This is a genomic window from Rhizobium sp. P2_G9 (genome assembly GCF_056403475.1).
Map to the genome: position 1 here is coordinate 30,823 of NZ_JBFUFK010000004.1, position 16,985 is coordinate 47,807.

Consider the following 16,985-nt stretch of genomic DNA (forward strand, 5'->3'; position numbering starts at 1 on the left):
TGCGATCAGTCGCCAGAATAGCCCGACAAGAACGCTTGTCGAAGCTTGAACGATAGAAAACGCTATTCAGCCGCCATCTGCACGCCATTGGCGAGCATGATGTTTTTCAGGAACTGATGGGTGGCGGCTTCCCATGTAAAGGTCTCGGCCAGCTCGCGCGCAGCGATGCGCGAGCAGGTGAGAGCCGTCAGGCAGGCTTGCCGCAGGTCTTCGTGCAATGCGCCGGCGTCGGCATGACCGCCGAGAATGTCGGCCGGGCCGGTCACCGGATAGGCGGCCACCGGCACGCCGCAGGCGAGCGCTTCCAGGATGACATTGCCGAACGTGTCGGTCTTCGACGGAAAGACGAAGACATCGGCCTGGGCATAGTGCGCTGCCAGTTCCTCGCCGAACTTCGCGCCGGTGAAATGCACGTCCGGATAGGCTTTTTGCAGCTTCTCGCGGTCAGGACCATCGCCGACCATGACCTTGCTGCCGGGCAGTTGCAGATCGAAGAAAGCGGGAATGTTCTTCTCGACCGCGACGCGCCCGACCTGCATGAAAATCGGCCGGGGCAGGCCGAATGGCCGTTCGATCAGCGGCTGCGGCGCATAAAGGCTGTGATCGATGCCGCGTGACCAGCGTTTCAGGTTGCGGAAGCCGCGGTTCGACAGTTCGCTCTCAAGGCTCTGGGTTGCGACCATGCAGACATTGCCGGCATTGTGGAAGCGGCGCACGATGCCGTAGAGCATGCTCTGCGGCAGCGGCAGGCGCGCGGACACATATTCCGGGAAACGGGTGTGATAGCTGGTCGAGAACGGCATGCGCCGCTTCAGGCACCACTTGCGTGCATAATAGCCAAGCGGCCCCTCGGTGGCGATATGCACGAAGGAAGGCTGGAACTTGTCGATTTCGCGTTCCACCGTGCCGTAGCGTGTCAGCGCGATGCGGATTTCGGGATAGGAGGGCAGCGGAACGTTATAGAAGCGGTCCGGAGTTACCAGCATGATCTCGTGGTTGAGACGACGCATTTCGTCGATCGTGCTTTCGAGGGAGCGCACGACTCCATTCACCTGCGGATGCCACGCATCCGTGACAATCGTAATTCTGGCCATCTCGCCCCGCAACGTGGCCCGAGTCAGCTGGCGGGCCGGTCTGGCGATGCTTTTCTAATGATTTTGTTACAGGCGTATGACGTCAAAGGCCGAGATTTTCACGGGCGATCAGCGCACCGGGATGGCCAATGACGGCGGCGGCGACACGCGCGGCAAAAGCCGCTGCGACTTCGGGCGCATCGCCCGCTGCGAGCCGGGCGAGATAGCCGCCATTAAAGCTGTCGCCGGCCGATGTCGTATCGACGACGTCAATGACCGGGAAGGCCGGGACGTGGGTGAACCCGCTTTCGGTGGCGATCGTGGCACCCTTGGCGCCATCCTTGACCACGACCGTGCCGGCGCCGAGTGCGCGATAGCGGTGAGCCGTCGCCTTGACCGAGGCATCGCCGAAATGCACGGCCTCGTCGTCGAAGCCGGGCATGACGATCGAGGCGGCACGGGCGCCGTCGGAGATCGCGGCCAGCATCTCCTCCTTGCTGGCCCAGAGCCGCGGCCGGATGTTCGGGTCGAAGGCGACGATCTTGCCTTTGGCCTTGTGTTCGGCGGCGACAGAGAGCAGCGTCTGGCGCGCTTCGGGCGCGAGGATTGCCAGCGTGATGCCGGAGAAATAAATGATCTCAGCGTCATCCATTGCCCTCGTCAGCGCCATCCGGTCGTCGGCGAGACTTTTGGCCGCAGAGGCGCTGCGCCAATAGCTGAACGAGCGCTCGCCCTTGTCGAGATGGATCATGTAGAGGCCGGGGCTCAGGCCGGGAATGCGGCGGATATAGCCGCTGTCGATGCCGGCGCCGGCCATGAATTCAAGCATTTCACCGGAGGCCCGGTCGTCGCCCAACGCGGTGAAATAGGCCGTTTTCCAGCCCTCCGACAGGAAGGCATGCGCATACCAGGCGGTGTTGAACGTGTCGCCGGCAAAGCCTTTTCGCATCGTATCACCGCCGAGACTGGCAAGCTCGATCATGCATTCGCCGATGGACAGGAAAACGGGCATGGAAAACTCCGGGGCGAGACGGCTGGCAATTCGGTTTCGCCGGTTTACGGAATCGCTTCGGCCCGGTAAAGGGTTGGAACAGCATTCCTCAGCCTGATGGGAGAGAAATATGAGCAAGGCGAGCCGCGCGCAGAAATCCAATCCCGATTGGTGGCGTGGCGCGGTGATCTACCAGATCTACCCTCGCTCCTTCCAGGACTCCAACGGAACCGGCAGCGGCACGCTCAAGGGTATCGCAGAGCGCCTGCCGCATGTCGCCTCGTTGGGTGTCGATGCCATCTGGCTGTCGCCGTTCTTCAAGTCGCCGATGGCCGACATGGGCTATGACGTGTCGGATTATTGCGACGTCGATCCGATGTTCGGCACGCTCGAAGATTTCGACGCCGTGGTCGCCGAGGCGCATCGCCTGGGCCTGAAGGTGATGATCGACCAGGTCATCTCGCATACCTCAGACCAGCATCCCTGGTTCAAGGAAAGCCGCAAGAGCCGCGACAACGAGAAGGCCGACTGGTATGTCTGGGCCGATCCGAAGCCGGACGGCACGGCGCCGAACAACTGGCTGTCGATCTTCGGCGGACCGGGCTGGGAATGGGACGGCGTGCGCCGGCAATATTACCAGCACAATTTCCTCACCTCGCAGCCGGATCTCAATTTCCACAGCAAGGAAGTCCAGGACGCGGTGCTCGCGACGGTGAAATTCTGGCTCGATCGGGATGTCGACGGTTTCCGGCTCGATACGGTCAACTACTATTTCTGCGACAAGGACTTGCGCGACAATCCGCCGGTGCCACGCATCGAAGGCTCGGCCGATGCGCCTGATACCAACCCCTACAGTTTCCAGGATCACCTCTACGACAAGACACGGCCGGAGAATATCGGCTTCCTCAAGCGCTTCCGCTCGCTACTCGATCAGTATTCCGACCGTGCGGCAGTGGGCGAGGTGGGCGACGGCTATCGCTCGCTGTCGACTGTTGCGGCCTATACGTCGGACGGTGACAAGCTGCAGATGTGCTACACATTCGACCTGCTGTCGCCGGATTTCTCCGCCACGCATATTCGCAAATGCGTGGTCGGGGTCGAGACGCAAGCGCCGACCGGCTGGATCTGCTGGGCATTCTCCAACCATGACGTCGTGCGGCATGTCAGCCGTTTCACCCAGCCGGGCGATGACCCGGTCCATATCGCCAAGATCGCGCTGACCGTGATTGCCTCGCTGCGCGGATCGCTTTGCCTCTATGAAGGTGAGGAACTCGGGCTGACGGAAGCCGAACTCGCCTTCGAAGATCTGCGCGATCCCTATGGCATCCGCTTCTGGCCGGCTTTCAAGGGTCGCGACGGATGCCGTACGCCGATGGTCTGGGAGGCAGACAAGCCGAATGCCGGCTTTACCACTGCCAAGCCCTGGCTGCCGGTGCCGAAGGCGCATCTGCCGCTGGCTGTCGACCGGCAGGAGGGTGTGCCGGACTCGGTACTGACGCACTATCGCGACACGCTCGCCTTCCGCAAAGCACATGCGGCGATAGTGGGCGGTGACTTTGCATTGCTGCAAGTCAACCAGGATCTGCTTGTCTTCACCCGCAAGACGGGCGACGAGGGTCTGCTCTTCGTCTTCAACCTGACGCGACAGCCGCAGACATTCTCGATCCCGACAACGATCACGGTCAAAGAACAGCTCGAAATGCCCGGCTTCAAACCGAAGCTCAGCGGTAGGTCGATCTCGCTGTCGGCGCTGGACGCGTTCTGCGCGCGGATCTGAAGCCGGCTGTTGGCTTCTTTTGGTCCGAACACTTTCCGAGGAGGCGTGACTGCGACGCCTTCTATCTGATCACGCGCGTGAGGATCATGGCAACGAAGATTGAAGGCGCAAACATCAAATCTCCGTAATTTCCCTTGAGAGTCAGCGGCTTCCGCAATCAAGCCGATCGATCATGCGCCTCCTTCTTTCCGCCGTCATCCCGTTTCTCGCCGCATCCGCCGTCATCGTCCAAGCCGAAGAAAAGCCCAAACAGCTTGTCATCATTTCGTTCGACGGCGCCCATGACAACAAGCTCTGGATCCGATCGCAAAAACTCTCGGAAAAGACGGGCGCGAAATTCACCTATTTCCTTTCCTGCACCTATCTGATGAGCCCGGACGAGCGGCATGCCTACCAGGGGCCGCACCAGAAGCGCGGGCGCTCCAACACCGGCTTTGCCCAGACCAAGGAGGAGGTGCGCGAACGGCTCGGCCATATCTGGGCGGCGCATCTGGCGGGCCAGGATATCGGCTCGCATGCCTGCGGCCATTTCGATGGCCGCGACTGGTCGAAGGCGGATTGGACGCAGGAATTCGACGATTTCAACGCGACACTGCTCAACGCCTGGAAGGTCAATGACGATGCCGCCAACGAGCCGAAGGATTGGGCGGCCTTCGTCAATCACGACATTATCGGTTTTCGCGTGCCCTACCTCTCTTATGGGATGAGCCTGGTGCCGGCGCTGAAAGCGCATGGTTTTCGCTATGATGCCAGCCTCGTCTCCAAGGGGCCGGCCGAACCCGTCGTCGAAGATGGTCTGACGCGCTTCGCGCTGCCACGCATTCCCGAGGGGCCGGAAGGCAAGTTGATTATTGGCATGGATTATAACATGTTCGCCCGCCATTCTCAGGCGAAAGAGGACGCCGCCCACGAGAAGGAATTCGAGGCGCGTGCGCTGGCGGCATTCCGCAATGCGTTTAACGAGCAGTACGCCGGTTCGCGCGTTCCGCTGCAGCTCGGCTTTCATTTCGTCGAGATGAATGGTGGTGCTTACTGGAATGCGCTCGATACGTTTCTGACGGAGACCTGCGGCAAGCCTGATGTCGCCTGCGTGAACTACGCGCAGGCGATGCAGATGATGGGTCAGAAGGCGGAAGGGTCCGCCTTCTAGTGTCACCTCTTGTTTCCGCTTAGGTTGCCTTTGCGGTTGACGCATCTGGATTGATATCGGCTTGCTGTGCCTCAATAAATTTCTGGTCGAGACTCGGCAGGGGCTCGTCCCGAATTTGCGCTTCGAATGCCTTTAGGCGCTTCTGAACTGAGATTAGCTTGATAATATCCGTCCAGGAATTCACCAGGTATTGGAAGGAGTTGGACACATCTCCAAATGCGGCCGTGATCTGCTGCATGACCCCTAAGCCGAATGCAGCCGCAGAGATTGATGGAACCAAGAGGAAGGAAATAAATATCGCGTCCGTTTGGAGGTAGAGATATCTGGCGACGTTGAAATATAGATAGTTCGCGTACAGACGAAAGTAGCTTCTTCTAACGTTGTCGTACAATTCTTTAACTGTCGGCGGCCGCGCGCGGTCGTGATGATCTTCACCGTAAACCAACTCCTTTCGAAATGCGGCTTCGACTCGTTGATTTTTGAACTCCAAGCCGGGCAAGCGAATGCCAAAAATCCAAAGGAGGAGAGTGCCAAATCCCGACCAGAGAATTGACGCAAGAATAAGAGGATGCCAGACTTGACCAACGAATGGCCATTCTTTGACGTACTTCTCCAACTGATAAAGTAATGGCAGGAATGCGACCAGCGTCATAAACGAGGTTATGAAGCTGGTTCCGAGGTCCTCCAAATAGCTGGCGAAGTCGCGCGTATCTTCCTGAACGCGTTGGCTTGCACCTTCGATGTGGCGAACCCGAGGCCACAAACTAACATAGTAGTTGCTCATCGCCGTGCGCCATCTGAAGACGTAATGGCTGACAAAGAAAAGTAATATTACAATAACGACAATATATACGCTGGCTATCTGGAAGAAAATCGCCAGAAGGTTATAAAACTCCCACGGATTAACTGTACTCACTCCGGCCTTGCTAATTGCCTTTTGCACTAGATCGTAAAACGGGCCGCGCCAACGATTTAGCGCAAGAGACACGTCCACGTTAAAATTCATGGTCATAAGGATAAAAGCTGTTCCCCAGAGCGACCATCCTCGCCATTCGCATTCCCGCCCATAAAACTGCCAGAACACACAAAAAGCAGCGATAGAAAACACAAAATACGAATAATACCACCGCGCATCTGGAGTGATGAAATAGCTCAAGCCTATCGGTTTGCTTTCCTCGTCCATTGGTGGGAAGCCCATCTGAGCACCAAGCCACTTCCAATAGATGTACCAAAACGCGATGACGACCGCTGCCCAGACGATTGCACTCAAAAGGAGAAGTTTAGGCTTCGGGAAAAAAGTGTGAAACAAGACGCGACGTCTCCGCTATCGCTTCGCCGAACGGTGCGAAACAGTTATTTTGCGGGGACCCTATTGCAGAATATGGGCTGTCGCAATGGCTGCGCGGAAACCTAACAGCATTGTAATGCCACGGTAACGCGATGGTTATCCGCGCAAACCAACAGGCCGGAGTTTCCCCCGGCCCTTCCCGTCAAACCACCGCTCACCGACCGGCGCGCCTGCGGTAGCGCTCCTCGTCCAGTTCGGCGATATCGCCGGGGGAGACGGCCGGCGTCACCACGAATGGCGGAGCGTTGATGTCGTCGTCAAAACGTTCCCAGCCGGTTTCGGCATAGGTCTTGCGGCGGCCTTCGAGGTCGACCGGGGTCTGGCGGTCGAGGATCGCCTCGGCTTCGGGCACGCGGTCGTCATGGACGCGGACCGACACCAGCGTGCCGCCGCGGCGGAGGCTTTCGGCATAAACATGCGCGTCGTCCTCGCTGATATCGGAACCCTTCAGCGCGCCGATCAGGCCGCCCGCTGCGCCGCCGACCACGGTGCCAGCGGCAGCGCCTGCCACCAGCGACACCAGCCAGCCGGCCGCGACGACCGGGCCGATGCCGGGAATGGCGATCACGCCGAGCCCGGCCAGCAGGCCGGCGCTGCCTCCGGCGATCAAACCGAGCCCGGAGCCTACGCCCATGCCCTCCGCCGCGGGTTTCTCGCTGCCGTCGATATAGGTCGGGTCGCGTGACACGATGGTGATATCATCGGAGGCGACGCCGGATTCCTTGAGTGCCGCCACCGCATCTTCTGCCTGGCGGTAGGTGTCGAAAAGTCCTGTCACAACTTTCATATCCGTATCCTCTCCGTCTGAGCGTTGGATTATCACTGAGCCTTGGTGACTTTCGCGGCGACATTGCCGCGAAAATCGAGACCGACGGCGACGCGTATCGCGCCCCGATTGGCCGTGCCGCGCCAGATGCCCTGGGCGTCCTGCTTGAGCGGGCCGATATTGGTGAAGCCTGCGCTCTCTATCCGGGACCGTGCCTGGCCTTCGGTGAAACTGTTGGCGCCTGGTATGAGCTTGTTTTCGGGGATCGCACCCGTTTCCTCGCCGGAGACTGCAGGCTGCTCGATGATCCGTTGGATCGGCTGCTGTGCAGGCTTGGAGGCGTCAGAATTTGTATCCGCCTGCTGCGCAGAGGCTGATGATGCCGCAGTGCATGCGCCGATCATCAGGGCAAGAGCTATCGTCTTCATCTGGGGGCCTCCTCTCCTGGTCCTCACATTTGGAGCGAAAGCTAAACTCGGCAGGCGCAGATAGGTTCCGATATTTCGTGAGCTACTCGGCAAGCGTGAGGATGATCGGGCCGTTTTTCGTCGCCACGACCGTGTGCTCGAATTGCACGGTCAGCGCCTTGGGTTCGGCCAGCAGGGTCCAGGGATCGTCGCTGGCTTCCGCCCATTGGGCGCCGAGCGACAGGAAAGGTTCGACGGTAAACACCTGTCCGTCCTCGATGATCCTTCGTTCCGCGGGGTCGGGCCAGGTGGCGAGTTCGGTCGGCTCCTCATGCAGTGAAAGACCGACGCCGTGGCTGGCGAGGTTCTGGATCAGCGTATAGCGGTTCTTGGCGGCGAAGGCGCCGATCGCCTGGCCGATTTTTGCATAGGGCTGGCCGGAGCGGACCTGGTTGAGGCCGGTCCAAAGTGCCCGCTTTCCGTCGCGGCAGAGTTTTTCGGCCTTGCCCTGCGAGGGCGGCAGGACGAAGGAAGCGCCGGTATCGCCGAAATAGCCGTCCTTCACCGCCGAGACGTCGATATTGATGAGATCGCCGGGCTGCAGCACGCGCGGGCCGGGGATGCCATGGGCCACTTCCTCATTGACGCTGATGCAGGTCGCGCCTGGAAAGCTGTAGCAGGTTTCCGGCGCCGATTGCGCGCCGGCATCTTCCATCAGTTTGCGGCCGATCCGGTCGAGTTCGGCCGTGGTCATGCCCGGCTCCATCGCGGCAGCCATTTTCTGCAGCGTGATCGCGCAGATGCGGCCGATATCCCTGAGTTTCTGCAGTTCGGTATCGTTGGAAACAACCATATTGCACTTTGTCCTGAGCCTTCAGGCTCTATCGCCTGCTTCGGCTTTCAGGTCAATGTAAGCAATTCCGGGGTCGATTTCGAGCCAAGCGCATCGCGAACGATGGGTGCCACCTTGGTGCCGTAGAGTTCGATGCCGCGCATGATCTGGTCATGCGGCATCTGCCCGATCGCCATCTGCAACAGGAAGCGGCTGTTCTTGAAGATCTCGTGGTGGGCGATGATCTTTCTGGCGACCGTCTCGGGATCGCCGATGAAGAGATTGCCGTCCGGGCCGGTGGAGCGATCATATTGCGCCCGGCTCGACGGACCCCAGCCCCGCTCGCGGCCGATGCGGTTCATCACGGAGGATGATGGACCATAGAACTGATCGATAGCCAGTTGATCGGTGTCGGCGATGAAGCCATGAACATTGATCGAGCTTTGCAACCTTGCAGGATCGTGTCCGCCCTGTTGGGCGGCGCGGCGATAGAGATCGAAGAGCGGCGCAAACCGTGCCGGCTCGCCGCCGATGATGGCGACCGCCAGCGGCAGGCCCATGATACCGGCGCGGGCGACCGATTGCGGGGTGCCGCCGACGGCGATCCAGACCGGCAGTTGGTCCTGAAGCGCGCGGGGATAAACGCCGCGATCGCCGATCGGTGCCCGCGTTTCGCCGGACCACGAAACCTTCTCGCTTTCGCGGATCGCCAGCAGCAGGTCGAGCTTTTCGGCAAACAGCTTGTCATAGTCGTCGAGGTCATAGCCGAACAGCGGGAAACTCTCGATGAACGAGCCGCGGCCGGCCATGATCTCGGCGCGGCCATTGGAGACCAGGTCAAGTGTCGCATATTGCTGGTAGACGCGAACCGGATCGTCGGAGCTGAGAACGGTGACGGCACTGGTCAGGCGGATAGTCTTCGTCCGCGCGGCGGCGGCTGAGAGCAGCATGCTCGGCGCAGAGGCGACATAATCCGGCCGGTGATGTTCGCCGAGGCCGAAGACATCGAGGCCGACCTGATCGGCCAGTTCGATTTCCTCCAGCAATTCTCTGACGCGGCGCGCGCCTTCGATGCCGCGCTGGCCCGCCTCGGGCTCGGGATTGACGTCCGCAAATGTGTAAAGGCCGAGTTCCATTCCGCTCTCCAGATGTGTCGGCGCCAACATGGCGGCGGAGCGTCTTTGTTTAAAGAGCGGGACGGCGAAACAGAGCGTTCGGCTTTTGAAAAAGTTGTGAAATTGCCCGTTGCCAAACAGCCGGGCCTATGGATTAGTCTGGTTTTTAACGGGAGAATCTCATGTCCATCGAACATTGGCTGGCCTTTTGCGCGGCATCCGCCATCTTGCTTGCGATTCCAGGACCGACGATCCTGCTCGTCATTTCCTATGCGCTGGGTCATGGCCGCAAGGTCGCTGGCGCGACCGTCGCCGGCGTCACGCTTGGCGATTTCACGGCGATGACGGCGTCGATGCTCGGGCTTGGTGCGCTGCTCGCGGCATCGGCGGCGATCTTCACCGCGCTGAAGTGGATCGGCGCGGCCTATCTGATCTATCTCGGCATAAAACTCTGGCGCGCGCCGGTGGCAACAAAGCAGGGCGAAGCCGAGGACGCGCCGGTGAAGGCGGAAAATCCGCTCCGCATCTTCCTGCATGCCTATCTGGTGACGGCGCTGAACCCGAAGAGCATCATCTTCTTCGTCGCCTTCCTGCCGCAGTTCATCGACGCTGCAAGGCCGGTGGTGGGGCAATTGGTGATTTTCGAGATCACGTTCCTTATTCTGGCGACGACCAATGCCACCCTCTACGCATTGCTGGCCGCCATGGCCCGAAAGCAGATCCGCAAACCGCGTGTGCAGCAGGTTGTCAATCGGACCGGCGGTACGCTGATGATCGGGGCGGGACTGCTGGCTGTGGGGTGGAAGCGGGTTTAGCTGGGTTCCCAAGGATTGATCACCCGCACCGGAAGCGCCTCGAAGTCGCGGACGTTGCGGGTGACGACGGCATAGCCATGATGTTGCGCCGTGGCTGCAATGATTGCATCGCGATAGGGATGGGTCCTGAGTGCCATCATTTCGGCAAGCAGCAGCGCGACCTGCTCATCAAGCGGTAGAATGCGTCCAGGAAACGAGGGCACGATTGTTTGCGACAGCCATGTGTGAAGGCGCTGCGACTCCTCCGGGTTCCGGCTTGCCAATTTGAGGATGCCGATTTTTATTTCGTAAACGGTGATTGCCGACAGGAAGACATCGCTGCTGGGGATCGACAGGGCCCATTGAACAACCGCCTTGTCGGCCCGGCCAGAGCTTATTTTGCGAAGTTCGGAAATAACATTCGTGTCGAAAATGTACATCAATCGAATTCCGCGGGCTTGAAGCCCCAGTCGGCGTCCTCGATCTTTGGCGGATCGAACTCGATATCGTCGTCCGCGTCCATCGACAGCAGTTCTGCAATGCTCTTACCCTGCCTCGCAAGTTTGATATATTCGTCATATGCGAGGAGCACGTGGCTCGGTTTGCCTCGATCGGTAATGATGACCGGACCTGATTCCGAAAGCTTTTTGGCCTTGCCAGTATCCTGGTTGAATTCCCTGCTGGACATCACGGACATGTTCGATCTCCAAATGTAGGGATGTTCCTACATCATTCTGCATACTGAAGCAAGCAAGTCGTGCAGAATGAAGATCGCTGCAGGTGTCGACTATCCCTGAGCCTCGCGCGGGTCCTGCTCTACTCGGTCGTCCAGCAGGCCCGATCCGTCGACGACACAGTTGCGGCCCTGGCCTTTCGCCTTATAGAGCGCGCGGTCCGCCTGGTGCAGGATCGTTTCTGGTTCAATCGAGCCCATCGCATGCCAGGATACGGCGCCGATGCTGACCGTGGCGATGTGGTTCGGGCTGCCGCCATGTTCGATCATCAGTTCGAGCACTGCTTTGCGAATCTGCTCGGCAACGAACATCGCGCCCGCTTCGTTCGTGTCGGGCAGAAGGACGGAAAACTCCTCGCCGCCATAGCGGGCAACCACATCGCCCGGCCGCCGCACCGAATTCCTGATCGCCTCGGCAATCTGCTTCAGGCACTTGTCGCCGGCCGGGTGGCCATATTCGTCATTATAGGCCTTGAACCAATCGACATCGATCATCAGCAGTCCAAGGAATGTCTTGTCGCGGCGCGCGCGCCTCAATTCCCTGAGCAGGGCGTCGTCGAAATGGCGACGATTGGAAAGGCCCGTCAGGCCGTCCTGTTCGGCCAGCGCCTGCAGCCGGCGGTTTGCCTCTTGCAGCTGCTGTTCTATCGCGATCCGCGCCGATACGTCGCGCAATGTGCCGATAATGCCGTCCGGCTGGCCTGTTTCCTTGTCAATGAGGGCTTTAAGCTGGGCTTCGATCCAGATCCAATGTCCGCTCCGGTGCCGGAAGCGGTTCATGATGGTTCTGCGATCGACACTGCCATTGAGCAGCGACTGGAACGCCAAGGTGACGTAAGGCTCATCCTCCGGATGAACCAGGCTGGCCGGCCTGGCGCCGACGAGCTCTTCCGGCGCGTAGCCGAGAATTTCCCACGAGGCCGGCGAAACATAGGTCCGAACCAGAGCGCTATCGAGTTGAAACACCATGTCCGTGCTATGGTCGGCCAGCAGGCGGTAACGGGTCTCGCTTTCCTGGAGGCGACGTTCGGCCATGACGCGTTCATGGATGTCGCGTCCAACCGAGTGGATCGCAATGACATTTCCATCGGCACTGATCAGGGGCTTGTTCGCCCATGCCATCCAGCGGACGTCGCCATTGGGCAGCACGACCTGGTTCTGATTATCGAGGCCATGCTCTGCGCTGCAGACGTCCTGCAAGTGTCTTTTCACGCCGGCTCGCTCTGCCTCCGGTATGAAGTCGAAAAGGCTTCGTCCGATCATATCCTCAGGCTGCTTGCCGTAGTGGCGCGCATAGGCATGATTGACGAATTGCAGCTCGCCCGCGGGCGTGGCCAGCGAGACGAGTTCCGACTGGCTTTCCACAAGTTCGCGATAGCGGGTCTCGCTCAGCGCCAATTGCTGCTTGGCGGCTTTCAGGGCGGTGATATCGGTGAGGACGGCCAATGAGACCGAGCCGTCCAGCACGCCCGACAGCAGGATGTCGATCGTGCTGCTGTCCTTGCGTACCATCTGGTATTCGACATCGTCGCAACGGCCGGTGCGGAAAAATGCCGGCAGGACCTCGCTCACGGCATAGGCGCGCGATTGAGGGGTCAGGAATTCAGAAGATTTGCGGCCGATGACCTCGTCGCGCTCATAGCCGAGTTTTGCAAGCCAGGCGTCGCTGACGGAGATCAACCGGCCCTCGCGGTCGATCGAATGCAGCATTGCGGGGGTGACCTTCATGCGGTGATCGAGGTCGCCTTGAGAGGGCGAAATGGCGGCAGTTTCGATTTTGTTGTCTGGCATTTACGCACCGTCGACCAAGGCTGGTTTTTTCTGGATTCGAATGCCTCGTCTTTTAAAGTAGTGTCCGTTGAAGAATGCTTATTTTGAACCGATTGCTGCTGTTATTGTTAGTAAATTGGAAACATTGACAATAATCATTTGAGCGGGTGGTCAACAACCACGGGCGAAAAATCCCGGCTTTCTTCGCTTGCCATGTAAGACAGTGCCTCGGCCTCCAATTGATCGAGATGCTCGCGGATATGGGCGGCCTCGGCCGGCGAATTGGCGAGTGCTATGGCGCGGTCGAAGGCTTCGCGCGCTTCGCGACTGGCGCCTATTTGTTTCAACAGGCCGCCGCGAACGCCGTGATAATAGAAATAGCCGGAGAGCTGTTCGCCGAGCGGTTCGATAAGCGCCAGCGCCGCAGAAGGACCGTCGGCCTTGCAGACGGCGACCGCGCGGTTGAGCGTCACGACAGGGGAGGGCTGGAGGCGCTCCAGCAGGCGATAGAGCAGTTCGATCTCGCGCCAGTCCGTGTCCTCAGCCTTTGCGGCACGGGCATGCAGTGCGGCAATCGCCGCCTGGATTTGATATGGGCCGGGCTGGCGGTGGCGGATTGCCTTGTCGATCAGCGCCAGCGCCTCGCCGATCAGAACACGGTCCCATTTCGTCCGGTCCTGGTTTTCGAGCAGCACGATCTGGCCATTGCCGTCGAAGCGGGTACGGCGCCGCGAATATTGCAACAGCATCAGCGCCAACAGGCCCATGATCTCAGGTTCGGCCGGGAAGAGTTTCAACAGGATGCGGACAAGCCGGATGGCCTCGTCACAGAACTGGCCTGCATCCGGATTGGAGGCGGCAGAGGAATAGCCTTCGTTGAAGACGAGATAAAGCATCGATGCGACCAGCCCAAGCCGCTCGGCCCGTTCGGCGGCGCCTGGAGTCTCGAAGGCGACGCCCGCGGCAGCGACCTTAGCCTTGGCCCGGGTGATGCGCTGCTCCATCGCCACGTCCTTGACCAGGAAGGCTTTGGCGATCTGTTTCACCGACAGGCCGGCAACGATCCTGAGCGCCAGCGCCACCTGTTGCGTCGCCGGCAGGTCCGGATGGCAGCAGATGAACATCAGCCGCAGGATATCGTCGCGATAATGTGCGCCGTCGAGCCGGTCGGCCATATCGCCCTCGGCGTCGCCGAGTTCGGAAATGGCTTCCTCATCGGGCATTTCGGTGAATTTCGAGCCGCGGCGGATCTGGTCGACGCCGGCATTGCGGCCGACGAAGATCAGCCAGGCCGTGGGATCGCCGGGCGGGCCGTTCCTGGGCCAGCTTTTGAGCGCGCGCAGGCATGCTTCCTGGAAGGCTTCCTCGGCCAGATCGAGATTGCGGAAATAGCGCAGCAGCGCGCCAAGCGCCTGGGGACGGGCAGCGGTGAAGGCAGCGTCGATCCAGGCGATATCGGTCATGACGAAAAATTCCTCGGTGGATTATAGAGGGCCAGTGGCCGGATTTCATAGGAGCCGGGGCCGGGATGGGCTTCGGCCAGTTCCTTCGACATGGCGATCGCCTCTTCGAGGTTCTCGCACTCGACGACGAAGAAGCCGAGAAACTGTTCCTTCGTCTCGGCAAAGGGGCCGTCGGTGACGAAGTTTTCCTTGCCCGTCTTGCGCAGCGTCGCTGCCGCTGTGGTCGGCATCAACCGCGCCACGGGGCCGAGTCTGCCCTGGGCAGAGAATTTCTCGTTGACGGCCTGAAGACGCGCCATCACCGCGTCGTCCTCTTCCTTGGACCAGTTCCAGACCACCTCTTCGTTGTCGTAGCAAAGAATGGCGTACAGCATCGCGCGCTCCTATCGTGACAGAGGACGCATGATTAGCGGGAATGCCGACAAAGCGGCAGAGAAATTTTCGAATTGGTGGGGCGGCTTGCGAGCGGCGGTGCCGTGATATACATTTAAGGAAACGTATATCAAGGAGACCGACATGAAAGTTGCAAAATGGGGAAACAGTCTTGCGGTGCGTTTGCCCGCCTCGCTGATCGAACGCTTGAATCTCAAAGAGGGGGACGAAGTAACGGTGTCTGCCGCGCCCGAGGGCGAGCTGCAATTTTATCGCAAGCCGACCCGGAAGGAACTGTTGGACAGCCTAGACGAGTTCCGTGGGCGCCTGCCCGCTGATTTTAAGTTCGATCGAGATGAAGCGAATGCCAGGTAAGTTCCTGGACAGCAATATTCTCTTATATTTAATGACCCCCGACGATCGAAAGGCCGATATTTCAAAGCGGCTGTTGGATGAGGGTTGCATCATCAGCGTCCAAGTCTTGAACGAAGTGGCAAATGTGCTGCGCAGAAAGTACAGGCTGCCCTGGGACGACATCCGCAAATTTCTCGACACAGTGAAACAGCTCGCGGATGTCGTGGATGTCAATCTCGACATCCATCTTCAGGGCATAAGTATCGCGGAGCGCTATGGCTTCGCGATCTATGACGCCATGATCGTTGCGGCGGCTATCAAAACAGGCTGTGAATTCGTTGTGACTGAGGACCTTCAGCATGGCCAACTGATCGATGGGGTGGTCACTGTGTTCGACCCGTATAAATAATTGGCTCACCGCTCGCTCAGCGTCCGCTTCACCGCCTCACTCCAGCCCTTGAGCTTGCCCTTCCGCACCTTCTCATCCATCGCCGGCTCAAAGCTGCGGTCCAGCGCCCAGGCCTTAGAGAAACCTTCGGCATCCGGCCAGACGCCGGCGCGGGAGCCGGCGAGCCAGGCGGCGCCGAGGGCTGTGGTTTCCAATATCTTCGGCCGGTCGACCGGAGCGTCGAGTATGTCGGCGAGCGCCTGCATGGTCCAGTTGGAGGCGACCATGCCGCCGTCGACGCGCAGCACGGTTTCGTGTTCGTCGCTCTTCCAGTCCTTGTGCATGGCGTCGACCAAGTCGCGGGTCTGGTAGCAGACGGATTCGAGTGCCGCACGGGCGATTTCGGCCGGGCCGGAATTGCGGGTCAGGCCGTAGATGGCGCCGCGCGCATCCGGGTCCCACCAAGGCGCGCCGAGGCCGGTGAAGGCGGGCACGAGATAGACGGCCTGGCCGGGATCGGCGGCGGCGGCCAGCTTTTCGGCCTCGTCGGCGGATTTGATGATCTTCAGACCGTCCCGCAGCCATTGCACCGAGGCGCCGGCGATGAAAATCGAGCCCTCCAGCGCATAGGTCGTCTTGCCATTGAAACGATAGGCGATGGTGGTCAGCAGTCGGTTCCTGGACTTGATCATGTCCTCGCCGGTGTTGAGCAGCGCGAAGCAGCCGGTGCCGTAGGTGGATTTCACCATGCCCGGCTTGAAACAGGCCTGGCCGATGGTCGCAGCCTGCTGGTCGCCGGCGACACCGAGGATGGGGATTGCGGCGCCGAACAGCGAAGCATCCGTGACGCCGAAATCGGCGGCGCAATCGCGGACTTCCGGCAGCATATTGGCCGGGATTTCGAGGATTTTCAGCAATTCCTCGTCCCATTTGTTGTCGCCGATATTGTAGATCAGCGTGCGTGAGGCATTGGTGGCGTCGGTCAGGAAGGATTTGCCTCCGGTCAGCTGCCAGAGCAGGAAGGTGTCGATTGTGCCGAAGCAGAGTTCGCCTCTTTCCGCGCGGGCGCGCAGGCCTTTAACCTTGGACAGCAGCCAGGACAGCTTGGTGCCGGAGAAATAGGGGTCGAGAAGCAGGCCGGTCTTGCGGGTGAATTTCGCCTCCACCCCCTTGATCTTCAAAGCGTCGCAGAGACGGGCGGTGCGGCGGTCCTGCCAGACGATGGCATTGTGCACCGGCTTGCCGGTCGCCCGTTCCCAGACCACCACCGTTTCGCGCTGGTTGGTGATGCCGAGTGCAGCGATATCCGTCGGTTTGATGCCGGCCTTGTCGATCGCGGCCTTGACGGCCCAGAGTACGCTTTCCCAGATGTCTTCAGGATCGTGCTCGACCCAGCCGGATTGCGGGAAGATCTGGCGGAATTCCTTCTGGCCGGTGCCGACGGATTGCATCTTGCTGTCGAATACGATCGCCCGCGTCGATGTCGTGCCCTGGTCAATCGCCAAAACATAGCCTGCCATCGGATCCTCCCCAATACCGCTGTTCTCCGATTTTCAATCTGAACTCAAAACGAAAGTCAAAGGAAAATAAACGCGCATGCACAGTCGGCACGCCGCGAAATTTGACCATCGGGTAAAAAATTGCCTCTTGCG

The 16,985-nt window shown here is 59.8% G+C and carries 18 protein-coding genes; 5 read left to right on the forward strand and 13 right to left on the reverse strand.

The genetic code is table 11. The features are described from left to right. Positions 1-62: 62 nt before the first annotated feature. The gene (locus AC1DYF_RS04465) at positions 63-1,094 is read right to left on the reverse strand and encodes a glycosyltransferase family 4 protein (protein ID WP_477875475.1); all 1,032 of its coding nucleotides are present in this window, start codon (positions 1,092-1,094) and stop codon (positions 63-65) included. A gap of 82 nt (positions 1,095-1,176) precedes the next feature. Further along, positions 1,177-2,085, reverse strand: a complete 909-nt coding sequence (locus AC1DYF_RS04470) for a sugar kinase (protein WP_477875476.1) — start codon at positions 2,083-2,085, stop codon at positions 1,177-1,179. Between the two features lie 109 nt (positions 2,086-2,194). On the opposite strand from AC1DYF_RS04470, the gene bglA reads away from it, so the two are divergent. Beyond that, positions 2,195-3,841, forward strand: a complete 1,647-nt coding sequence (gene bglA / locus AC1DYF_RS04475) for a beta-galactosidase BglA (protein WP_477875477.1) — start codon at positions 2,195-2,197, stop codon at positions 3,839-3,841. Between the two features lie 169 nt (positions 3,842-4,010). Beyond that, positions 4,011-4,991, forward strand: a complete 981-nt coding sequence (locus AC1DYF_RS04480; RefSeq protein WP_477875663.1) for a polysaccharide deacetylase family protein — start codon at positions 4,011-4,013, stop codon at positions 4,989-4,991. A 19-nt stretch (positions 4,992-5,010) separates the two neighbouring features. Here AC1DYF_RS04480 and sbmA read toward each other — a convergent pair whose 3' ends face one another. The 5 genes from sbmA to AC1DYF_RS04505 form a co-directional block, all read right to left on the reverse strand. Next, positions 5,011-6,300, reverse strand: coding sequence for a peptide antibiotic transporter SbmA (gene sbmA, locus AC1DYF_RS04485; protein ID WP_477875478.1), 1,290 nt, complete (start codon positions 6,298-6,300; stop codon positions 5,011-5,013). Between the two features lie 193 nt (positions 6,301-6,493). Further along, positions 6,494-7,126: a general stress protein gene (locus AC1DYF_RS04490; protein ID WP_477875479.1), complete on the reverse strand. Its 633-nt coding sequence runs from the start codon at positions 7,124-7,126 to the stop codon at positions 6,494-6,496. 32 nt (positions 7,127-7,158) lie between these two features. Continuing rightward, the gene (locus AC1DYF_RS04495; protein WP_477875480.1) at positions 7,159-7,533 is read right to left on the reverse strand and encodes a PepSY domain-containing protein; all 375 of its coding nucleotides are present in this window, start codon (positions 7,531-7,533) and stop codon (positions 7,159-7,161) included. Between the two features lie 82 nt (positions 7,534-7,615). Continuing rightward, positions 7,616-8,365 (reverse strand): type I methionyl aminopeptidase, encoded by a 750-nt coding sequence (gene map, locus AC1DYF_RS04500; protein WP_477875481.1) that lies wholly within the window; start codon positions 8,363-8,365, stop codon positions 7,616-7,618. A gap of 47 nt (positions 8,366-8,412) precedes the next feature. After that, on the reverse strand, positions 8,413-9,480 hold the full coding sequence (locus AC1DYF_RS04505; protein WP_477875482.1) for an LLM class flavin-dependent oxidoreductase: 1,068 nt from the start codon (positions 9,478-9,480) through the stop codon (positions 8,413-8,415). Positions 9,481-9,641: 161 nt separating this feature from the next. Between AC1DYF_RS04505 and AC1DYF_RS04510 the strand changes: the two genes are divergently transcribed. Next, entirely contained in the window at positions 9,642-10,274 is a 633-nt protein-coding gene (locus AC1DYF_RS04510; RefSeq protein WP_477875483.1) for a LysE family translocator, read from the forward strand. Here the strand turns inward: AC1DYF_RS04510 and AC1DYF_RS04515 are convergent. The 5 genes from AC1DYF_RS04515 to AC1DYF_RS04535 all read right to left on the reverse strand — a co-directional run bounded on the left by AC1DYF_RS04515 (position 10,271) and on the right by AC1DYF_RS04535 (position 14,593). Beyond that, a complete protein-coding gene (locus tag AC1DYF_RS04515; RefSeq protein WP_477875484.1) occupies positions 10,271-10,693 on the reverse strand; it encodes a PIN domain-containing protein in 423 nt (140 codons plus the stop codon). The two genes, AC1DYF_RS04510 and AC1DYF_RS04515, sit on opposite strands and share 4 nt — an antisense overlap. Continuing rightward, entirely contained in the window at positions 10,693-10,950 is a 258-nt protein-coding gene (locus AC1DYF_RS04520) for a type II toxin-antitoxin system Phd/YefM family antitoxin (RefSeq protein ID WP_477875485.1), read from the reverse strand. The genes AC1DYF_RS04515 and AC1DYF_RS04520 overlap by 1 nt, the downstream gene beginning before the upstream one ends. A gap of 90 nt (positions 10,951-11,040) precedes the next feature. Further along, complete coding sequence (locus AC1DYF_RS04525) at positions 11,041-12,777, reverse strand: sensor domain-containing diguanylate cyclase (protein WP_477875486.1); 1,737 nt, start codon at positions 12,775-12,777, stop codon at positions 11,041-11,043. A gap of 134 nt (positions 12,778-12,911) precedes the next feature. Continuing rightward, complete coding sequence (locus tag AC1DYF_RS04530; protein ID WP_477875487.1) at positions 12,912-14,219, reverse strand: RNA polymerase sigma factor; 1,308 nt, start codon at positions 14,217-14,219, stop codon at positions 12,912-12,914. Further along, positions 14,216-14,593 (reverse strand): YciI family protein, encoded by a 378-nt coding sequence (locus tag AC1DYF_RS04535; RefSeq protein ID WP_477875488.1) that lies wholly within the window; start codon positions 14,591-14,593, stop codon positions 14,216-14,218. The genes AC1DYF_RS04530 and AC1DYF_RS04535 overlap by 4 nt, the downstream gene beginning before the upstream one ends. Before the next feature lie 142 nt (positions 14,594-14,735). Between AC1DYF_RS04535 and AC1DYF_RS04540 the strand changes: the two genes are divergently transcribed. Then, entirely contained in the window at positions 14,736-14,966 is a 231-nt protein-coding gene (locus AC1DYF_RS04540; RefSeq protein ID WP_477875489.1) for an AbrB/MazE/SpoVT family DNA-binding domain-containing protein, read from the forward strand. Beyond that, entirely contained in the window at positions 14,956-15,354 is a 399-nt protein-coding gene (locus tag AC1DYF_RS04545) for a PIN domain-containing protein (protein ID WP_477875490.1), read from the forward strand. The genes AC1DYF_RS04540 and AC1DYF_RS04545 overlap by 11 nt, the downstream gene beginning before the upstream one ends. Before the next feature lie 5 nt (positions 15,355-15,359). On the opposite strand, the gene glpK is transcribed toward AC1DYF_RS04545, so the two are convergent. Next, entirely contained in the window at positions 15,360-16,853 is a 1,494-nt protein-coding gene (gene glpK, locus AC1DYF_RS04550; protein ID WP_477875491.1) for a glycerol kinase GlpK, read from the reverse strand. Positions 16,854-16,985 lie beyond the last annotated feature (132 nt).

Coding starts and splice junctions, on each gene's coding strand:
- map (WP_477875481.1), bottom strand. CDS start 8,365: ATGGTTGTTTCCAACGATACCGAACTGCAGAAACTCAGGGATATCGGC.
- AC1DYF_RS04540 (WP_477875489.1), top strand. CDS start 14,736: ATGAAAGTTGCAAAATGGGGAAACAGTCTTGCGGTGCGTTTGCCCGCC.
- bglA (WP_477875477.1), top strand. CDS start 2,195: ATGAGCAAGGCGAGCCGCGCGCAGAAATCCAATCCCGATTGGTGGCGT.
- AC1DYF_RS04525 (WP_477875486.1), bottom strand. CDS start 12,777: ATGCCAGACAACAAAATCGAAACTGCCGCCATTTCGCCCTCTCAAGGC.
- AC1DYF_RS04510 (WP_477875483.1), top strand. CDS start 9,642: ATGTCCATCGAACATTGGCTGGCCTTTTGCGCGGCATCCGCCATCTTG.
- AC1DYF_RS04520 (WP_477875485.1), bottom strand. CDS start 10,950: ATGTCCGTGATGTCCAGCAGGGAATTCAACCAGGATACTGGCAAGGCC.
- AC1DYF_RS04515 (WP_477875484.1), bottom strand. CDS start 10,693: ATGTACATTTTCGACACGAATGTTATTTCCGAACTTCGCAAAATAAGC.
- AC1DYF_RS04545 (WP_477875490.1), top strand. CDS start 14,956: ATGCCAGGTAAGTTCCTGGACAGCAATATTCTCTTATATTTAATGACC.
- AC1DYF_RS04470 (WP_477875476.1), bottom strand. CDS start 2,085: ATGCCCGTTTTCCTGTCCATCGGCGAATGCATGATCGAGCTTGCCAGT.
- AC1DYF_RS04465 (WP_477875475.1), bottom strand. CDS start 1,094: ATGGCCAGAATTACGATTGTCACGGATGCGTGGCATCCGCAGGTGAAT.
- AC1DYF_RS04505 (WP_477875482.1), bottom strand. CDS start 9,480: ATGGAACTCGGCCTTTACACATTTGCGGACGTCAATCCCGAGCCCGAG.
- AC1DYF_RS04530 (WP_477875487.1), bottom strand. CDS start 14,219: ATGACCGATATCGCCTGGATCGACGCTGCCTTCACCGCTGCCCGTCCC.
- AC1DYF_RS04495 (WP_477875480.1), bottom strand. CDS start 7,533: ATGAAGACGATAGCTCTTGCCCTGATGATCGGCGCATGCACTGCGGCA.
- AC1DYF_RS04535 (WP_477875488.1), bottom strand. CDS start 14,593: ATGCTGTACGCCATTCTTTGCTACGACAACGAAGAGGTGGTCTGGAAC.
- glpK (WP_477875491.1), bottom strand. CDS start 16,853: ATGGCAGGCTATGTTTTGGCGATTGACCAGGGCACGACATCGACGCGG.
- AC1DYF_RS04490 (WP_477875479.1), bottom strand. CDS start 7,126: ATGAAAGTTGTGACAGGACTTTTCGACACCTACCGCCAGGCAGAAGAT.